This window comes from Acinetobacter sp. YH01005, from assembly GCF_013420465.1.
Classification (GTDB): domain Bacteria; phylum Pseudomonadota; class Gammaproteobacteria; order Pseudomonadales; family Moraxellaceae; genus Acinetobacter; species Acinetobacter amyesii.
The window spans coordinates 1-6,550 of the sequence record NZ_VOYA01000049.1 but is presented as its reverse complement, the minus strand read 5'-3'; the positions used below and the strand labels follow the sequence as shown (position 1 = coordinate 6,550).

Below are 6,550 nucleotides of genomic sequence, written 5' to 3'. Positions count from 1 at the left end.
CAGAAACTTTGCAATACAACAACGAGGTCTGTAAATCTGTTGGAGGTATTGATTCAACAGACAAAGGAGTTCGTTTAGTTAGTAAAGACTCTCCCTCTATATTAGTCTGTGAAAACGTAAAAAAAAATGATGTAGCCAACCTAAATACCGCACGTCAAAGCTGCAATATTAGCGCATCAACCAATAGTAATTATAATGGAAGAGCTAATTCAAATAACATGGTGTCAGGAGCCATTTACTACACCAATGCAACTGGTAGCTTAGTGAAAAGAATTACAGTTAATGGCTATTACAATGAAGTAGTTGATTACGTTTCAAATACAACAGGTAATGCTATGATTTTTCTAAATGCATGGATTTCTGCTCCGAATACATATCCTATTGTTACCACTGGTAGATTAGGTTGCACAGCCTCTTCTCAGGGCGTACTAATCGCAAAATAATTTAAAATGGTCGTGGTGAATCATAACCACGATCACTTTTACGTTCTAGTTTCAACGCTCTACGTCTGTCTATCTCATCTAAAGCCTTGAAGATATTTGTTTGATCAAACCCTCGAATTTTTCGTGATACTGTTGCACTGAGTCTAGTTTCCTTTGAAGCTGTTGGGTCAATGGTGCTGTCTGCTTCTCGATTTCTGTATAGATCATCGTTGGCAATAGTTCGTTGATCTCGTTCTTTAGATTTAACCCAGTCACTAATTGCTCTAAATGGCTCTGTAATCGCTGTTTTAAGCTGCTCTCCAAGTTTTGTAATAAAGTCTCTGATAGCTTCGGATTCTGTAGCTGTCTGATATGATTTTTCATCTCTTTTTCTTTCTCGGTCAGCGTGTTGAAGTGAGTTATCAATTTGTTGCAGTAGCTCTCTAGTTCGCTTATCGTTTTGCTCTGCGTTTGAATGAGCTGTAATGCTTGCTCTTGCTGCTTCTGTTGCTCTTTGAGCTGCTGCTGTTGCTGCTCGATAATCTGCAATAACTGTGCTTCGAGATTCATTTAATTGGTTTCCTGCACTATTCGCATATTGTTGCTGTACTGCTGCGCTTTCGGGTCGATCTGGACGCACCAGTCCCATTTTTTCTCTGTTCCACACTTCTGAATATTCAGGCTTGCCCCTTGGCTTTTTAGCCACTGGACTTTGTTCTCCATCTCTGTGATGTCGCTGTACTTGCTCTTGCTGACGTATCCCAGACAAATACTGCTGATAAGCGTTATACATGCCAGTGAAATCAAGACTATATTCGATGTAATAAGGGTTTTCTTTAATTTGGCTGCTTGGGCTGTTTCTTGGCTCAAGCCGTTCAACTGCTGCAAGTTCGCTTGTAGCTGTTTGATCTGCTGTTGTTGTTCTTGCAATAGGGCTGTCATGCCTTGTTGCTGCTGCTTCTTGGTTTGAGCTGTAGTCTGGTCGATCTGCTGCAATATCTCGTTCGTTGCTTCGCTCTGTTTCTGCTGTATATCCGTTTTGGTGCTGTCGATACTGCTGCTCAAGCTCTGTGCTTCGCTTTGCACTGTATTCCGCATATCTTTGAATATCTGACTGATTTCGCTGTTCAGCTTCTCGTCTATATCGTTCTGATGCTGCGATAGTAAGTTGTTGGCTCGTTTCTGTAAGTCTAAAATCTTGCTCATAGATTGCACCTGTAAGCCTTATCGGGCGGGCTTTTTCGTCATCATTCGGATTTTTAATGGATAGGCTTTTCTTGGTTTCTCTGGTAACTTCAAGACCAAGATCCAATAGCCATTTTTTCATGCTCTGCCGATCTGTAATTAGTCCACTTTCAACGGCTCTCGTTGCTTCAATATCAAGCGTTTCCTTGATTTCATTAACAGTTTTAGGCAAGTTTTTTGCCGTTGTAACGGCTTGGCGATAGAGAGGGTCATCTGCATCATGCAGTTGATATTCATAGTTTGTAATCTTCTTAAACAGATCAATACGAGGACGATCAGCTTTATCATAATAAGGCTGTAAACGTTGCCCTGTAAGGATTTCAACATTAGGGATTAGGAAGTTAAGCTCTAATCTTCGCTCCCCTGTTTCTTCGTTTAATTTATCTTGATGCTCAATCCACAAGACACGGTACTGGCTCTGATCCATGCCAGGGAATAAGGCTTGCTCAAAATCCTGCATGATTTTTTGTTTATCCTGGTCAGATAAATCATGCTCATAAAAACTTAGGCATCCAGATGTATATTTCTTTGCATAAGGTGACGTATCAATTAATCCTGATACTTCGGAAACGTCACCCTGTAAGACTTTTGCATAATCTCGATCACGGTCTTTACCAAGTAAATAATCCAGTGGACCTTTGCTCAAACCATTGCCGTATCTAAAGAACTGAACAATCATTTTTTCAATTCCTTTAAGGTCTGATCAATCCCTATTAAGAGGTGCAAAAGCCTTGCAGCATCAAGGGGACGACTGCTTGCAATATCAGTATTTATTGCCTTTGCAATCTGATTGATGTTTCCCCCAATTCGGGATAGCTCAAGCAAAAAGTCACGGTCTAATTTTGTGTAGTGGTTTTCCTGATTCTTTTTTTTAGCGTTGCCTTGGGTTGCATCAATTTGGGCAAGCGAAGTATCCCTTAGATATTTGGCAATATTTAGGATATTGGCATCTTTGATTTTCTGTACCTCTGCATCAGAAAATCGGACTTTGTAAACCTTATTACGTTTGATCGCTGTCATGCTTTTGCCTTTGCTTTTGGGGGTTTCGGGGGCTTGCCCCTGAACAAGGTCATGGAACACATCTGCATAGCAGAGGGGTCTCCATGTATCCTTGCGTTCCATTACAATATCAGACCCCTAGACGTAATTCAATTAAGCAGGTCATAGCAAGACTATGGACAATCGCAAGCGACCGTAAAACCTGATCTGTGCCTAAACACTATGCACAACTCCGCATAACGATAAAGCCGTTATACGTTGAGTTGCACACAGGTTTAGATCACAGGGTTTTCCTTTGCCCACAGCCGTTGCTTATTCCCTTAAATAATAATTTTTAAAAATGAAATGGGAAAAGAGCACCCTAGGGGGCTGATATCTGATTTAGGCTTGCACTTTTACACTTGGGATAGATCAGAAACCAAAAAAGGGCTGATATCTGATTTAGGCTTGCACTTGTGCATGGATTTTTACCCATTTCGATACGCTATTCCGATGCACATTTAAATATTCTGATATTTCTTTGATGCTCTTACCCATCACATGAAGTTTTAAGGCTTCCTGACGTATATCGCTGTATTGTGCTGATCTAGCCTTACCGCCATGACTAGAATCACTACTTAGACCGCCTTTACGCCCTTTGACAGTCTGACGCTCGATAAATTTGACGTGTGCATCTGAGTGATTGCGCCATACCCAACGAGCAATAGACTTAGCGGTTGCCTTTACCTCTGAATGTGGCAATGGCTCTAAAAACGCACCATTTGCGTTTGTAGCGACTTTTAATACTTCCGCATACCAACTATCAGGCGACCCCGAAATAAACGCTCTAATCGCTTCATACGCCCAAAAACGAACGGTATCGAACATCATACAGTTACGCCCAAGCCCTGAAACCTCTTTTAAATCGGTTTTTAGTTCCTGAAGCTCTACAAAATCGGCTAAATAATTTAGGTCGTATGGTTGAACGCCAAAGGTATGATTTTCCCATGTTCCATGACATGGATTTTTAGTGATTAAACCCGTATAGCCACGATCTGCGCCTAACGCCAAGCTATACGCCTGCTCGATCTTGGCAAGGTACTGTATGACATTCTGCTTTGCTCGATGCGTGGTACACACTGGAGCTAAAAGCATATAGCCAATATGTGCATGTCCATTTTGACGATTTTTGGCTATCCATGTTGGGGTCGGTAAATTTGCGTCAGACCACGCAAAATAAGCGTCTTGGCGGTCTATATCGAACACCAATGAGCTAACAAGACAAGGGGGATTATGCTGAATGTATGGCTTCTGGATTGCGGTACGTTTTGGGCGAATAATCACCCCACGCCCTAAATCATCCGAGCAATACGGTTTTTTTGGGAGTTTTTCGTAAAAATCGTCTGAAAATTGCGTTTTATTGAGCATGAAACACGTCCAAGTGTTGCAATAGCTCAAAACATCAGTAAAATACAAGTATCGAATTTGCGTTTTATGGATGCTTTAAGCATTTGTTTAACAAAGAGAAAAAAGCGAGCCTGCCAGCTTGCTTTTTTTTCGCCTGATGAAAATATTACACCTTTTTGAATTGCTGTCAAATGACTGATTTTCAAAACAAAATATTGCGACAAAATGTCGCAAATATATGACCTTTGAAGATACTTTTTTTTCGAGGACAGTATTGCCCTTGCAATGCTCCGCAGAAAAAAAAGTATCAAAATCCATATTCCATTTTTACTTACCATAGACATATAAACTTACATGTTTTTAGTGCAAAAAAATTAAACCAAATGGTATAAAAATCAAAAATAGGGTAATAAAATGAAAGTTAAAATTTTTCTTGGCTTAATAAGCTTTATTTCTGCCTCACCTTATGCTGCTACAGTTCCAGCAGAAGCATTCAGCCGTGCAAATTGTGAAGCATATATTCCAAGTTTTGGATATGGTTGGTATAACGAATCTATTTCTTATGATGCTTTAACAGGTGTACATAAAAATCTATATGCAAAAACAGATCAAAAAGCTACTAATGGCAACCAACGAACAGATAATTCAAGTAACCCAAGTGGGTATCGTGTTAGAGCAGGGTTTGTTGATCCTAAAAGTGATAAAAGATTTTGGAATGTATCCGGTACACACTATGAAACCCTAGATAATGGGCGAGCTGTTTCTCAATACACATCTGCAAAAGATTGCAATTTTAAATTTGGGCAGTTTTTATAAAATCTTATGAAAAAGAATAAAATTCTATTAATAGTTCTTGTGGTTGGTATTATTGTTTTAGGTATTGTAATTTTTATAAAATCTCAAGCAGTTACAGAAACAAAAAGATTGGGTAACGGTGAAAATACCAACCATAATGAAACGAGTTCATCTTCCGAACCATCTATTCAAAATACAGAATTATCGAATACAAATCAAAGTTCGTTAGCTAAAAATCAAAATGATGAATCATTTATATTTAATTCTGATTTAAAAGCTTTAAGAGAAAAATATCCTGATGGTGTCATATATACTAAATTATCAGAAGCTAAGCTAAGCAAAGCTCAAAAAGACGATTTAGCAAAAAATTTCGACAATTTAAATCGTTATGGAAGCTTTAGTGGTGGGAAGATTACTAATGAATTTTCTAACTTAGATAAAAAAAGAGCTGCATTAAAAGAAGAAAAACCTTTAGATTTTAAACCAATAAATACAGATGGTTTAGTTCCAGATTTAAAACTATCAGGAAAGTGGTATTCTGGTGCAATAAATGAAGGAAAATACAACTCCCTTTATCGGTTATATGAAAACCAAGATGGTAGTACTAAATTTGAAATAACCGAAATGTATTTGAATCCAAATAACAGTGCTATTGTAGAAGTTTTCCAAGAAAGTTTAAATCATAATGTAAACAATGTTCCAATGACTATTGAAACATTGAGAAATGAAAATGGGCAAGACATTTATAATGTTCACTTCAATTATAATAATAGATATTATTCGTTATCTACGGAAAACATGAACCGTACACAAGTAGAAAATATCATTAATCAAATAACTAAATAAGTTAAAATCTAGGTGAATAACTCCTGTCATTTTTACGTTGTTGCTCCAGTTGCAACTCTCTACGTCTGTCTATCTCATCTAAAGCCTTATGAGAAATTGTAATTTTTTATTTTTAAACACTACTTTTACTAAAAATTAGTATATTTTTTACTCTTTATTAAACTTTTTATGATGATTATTATGAAAAAAATATTAATTTCAATAATTCCTATGTTTGCCTGTACTACACTACTTGCAAGTGATGTATTAACAAAGGATCATTTAGACAGACCTACTATTCAAAAAAACTTCTCATTAACTGATCAAAACGGAAAAACATTAACTTTATCTCAAAAATTCCTTGTCATAGGCGAGGATGAACTTTTATATATTAGAGGATCATCTTCTCCAGAAACATTAAAATATGGAGAACAGAAGTGTCGTTCTGAAGGTAAAATTTTAGATATTGATTATGGTTCACATGTTATTAAAAAAGATCAGAACTACACGCTATCTTGCTCAAATGATGTGAACTTAAAAAATAATATTATTAATAAATCATATTCTTCATCACCAGAAGAAAAAACTATTAATGGCTTCCAAAGTAGTTCCGCTCTAAATCAATATGGAGAAAAAATAATTACAAAAACTTCATCTGTAATAGCGCCAAGTGGACGTAAGTACTCTATACAACAAAAATTCCAAGAAATATCTAAAGATAAATTACTTTATATTACAAATAGTTCAACGCCAGAAACTTTGCAATACAACAACGAGGTCTGTAAATCTGTTGGAGGTATTGATTCAACAGACAAAGGAGTTCGTTTAGTTAGTAAAGACTCTCCCTCTATATTAGTCTGTGAAAACGTAAAAAAAAA

7 protein-coding genes are annotated in these 6,550 nt (G+C 37.1%); 4 read left to right on the top strand and 3 right to left on the bottom strand.

All coding sequences use genetic code 11. From position 1 onward, the window contains the following. The coding region (locus tag FTT72_RS15840) for a hypothetical protein (RefSeq protein ID WP_180178673.1) at positions 1 to 443 on the top strand (443 nt) is incomplete at its 5' end. 1 nt (position 444) lies between these two features. On the opposite strand, the gene FTT72_RS15835 is transcribed toward FTT72_RS15840, so the two are convergent. The 3 genes from FTT72_RS15835 to FTT72_RS15825 all read right to left on the bottom strand — a co-directional run bounded on the left by FTT72_RS15835 (position 445) and on the right by FTT72_RS15825 (position 4,073). Next, complete coding sequence (locus FTT72_RS15835; protein ID WP_180178672.1) at positions 445 to 2,346, bottom strand: relaxase/mobilization nuclease domain-containing protein; 1,902 nt, start codon at positions 2,344 to 2,346, stop codon at positions 445 to 447. Then, on the bottom strand, positions 2,343 to 2,789 hold the full coding sequence (locus FTT72_RS15830) for a MobC family plasmid mobilization relaxosome protein (RefSeq protein WP_306670357.1): 447 nt from the start codon (positions 2,787 to 2,789) through the stop codon (positions 2,343 to 2,345). Before FTT72_RS15830 ends, FTT72_RS15835 begins: the two co-directional genes overlap by 4 nt. A 318-nt stretch (positions 2,790 to 3,107) precedes the next feature. Beyond that, positions 3,108 to 4,073: a replication initiation protein gene (locus tag FTT72_RS15825; RefSeq protein WP_180178671.1), complete on the bottom strand. Its 966-nt coding sequence runs from the start codon at positions 4,071 to 4,073 to the stop codon at positions 3,108 to 3,110. A gap of 393 nt (positions 4,074 to 4,466) precedes the next feature. Here FTT72_RS15825 and FTT72_RS15820 point away from each other — a divergent pair, with 393 nt between their 5' ends. The 3 genes from FTT72_RS15820 to FTT72_RS15810 all read left to right on the top strand — a co-directional run. Further along, the gene (locus FTT72_RS15820; protein WP_005174444.1) at positions 4,467 to 4,868 is read left to right on the top strand and encodes a hypothetical protein; all 402 of its coding nucleotides are present in this window, start codon (positions 4,467 to 4,469) and stop codon (positions 4,866 to 4,868) included. Between the two features lie 6 nt (positions 4,869 to 4,874). Further along, complete coding sequence (locus tag FTT72_RS15815) at positions 4,875 to 5,693, top strand: hypothetical protein (protein WP_180178670.1); 819 nt, start codon at positions 4,875 to 4,877, stop codon at positions 5,691 to 5,693. Between the two features lie 180 nt (positions 5,694 to 5,873). Further along, a partial coding sequence (locus FTT72_RS15810) for a hypothetical protein (RefSeq protein ID WP_180178669.1) occupies positions 5,874 to 6,550 on the top strand: 677 nt, incomplete at its 3' end.

Excerpts from the sequence above, each read along its gene's own strand:
- FTT72_RS15835 (WP_180178672.1), bottom strand. The coding sequence starts at position 2,346 with ATGATTGTTCAGTTCTTTAGATACGGCAATGGTTTGAGCAAAGGTCCA.
- FTT72_RS15830 (WP_306670357.1), bottom strand. The coding sequence starts at position 2,789 with ATGGAACGCAAGGATACATGGAGACCCCTCTGCTATGCAGATGTGTTC.
- FTT72_RS15825 (WP_180178671.1), bottom strand. The coding sequence starts at position 4,073 with ATGCTCAATAAAACGCAATTTTCAGACGATTTTTACGAAAAACTCCCA.
- FTT72_RS15820 (WP_005174444.1), top strand. The coding sequence starts at position 4,467 with ATGAAAGTTAAAATTTTTCTTGGCTTAATAAGCTTTATTTCTGCCTCA.
- FTT72_RS15815 (WP_180178670.1), top strand. The coding sequence starts at position 4,875 with ATGAAAAAGAATAAAATTCTATTAATAGTTCTTGTGGTTGGTATTATT.